Below are 403 nucleotides of genomic sequence, written 5' to 3' on the forward strand. Positions count from 1 at the left end.
GACCCGAAGTTCAAGGTGATCGCGTCGCAGAGCGGTGACTTCACCCGGGCCAAGGGCAAGGAGGTCATGGACGCGTTCCTGAAGGCCAACCCGGACATCGATGTGCTGTACGCGCACAACGACGACATGGGCTTGGGCGCTATCGAGGCGATCGAGGGTGCGGGCAAGGTGCCCGGCAAGGACATCAAGATCATCACGGTGGACGCGGTCAAGGACGGCATGCAGGCGCTGGCCGACGGCAAGATCAGCTACATCGTCGAGTGTTCGCCGTTGCTCGGCCCGCAGCTGATGGACCTGGCCAAGAAGGTTCTCGCGGGGGAGACGGTCCCGACGCGGGTCGTCACCGAGGAGACCACCTTCACCCAGGAGCAGGCCAAGACGGCCCTGCCCACCCGCCAGTACT

At 64.8% G+C, this 403-nt stretch carries 1 protein-coding gene; it reads left to right on the forward strand.

What is annotated here, in order from left to right; translation table 11 throughout:
• The coding region (locus ACYQ78_RS39300; RefSeq protein WP_459806088.1) for a substrate-binding domain-containing protein at positions 1 to 403 on the forward strand (403 nt) is incomplete at both ends.

Source organism: Herbidospora sp. RD11066 (assembly GCF_054661255.1).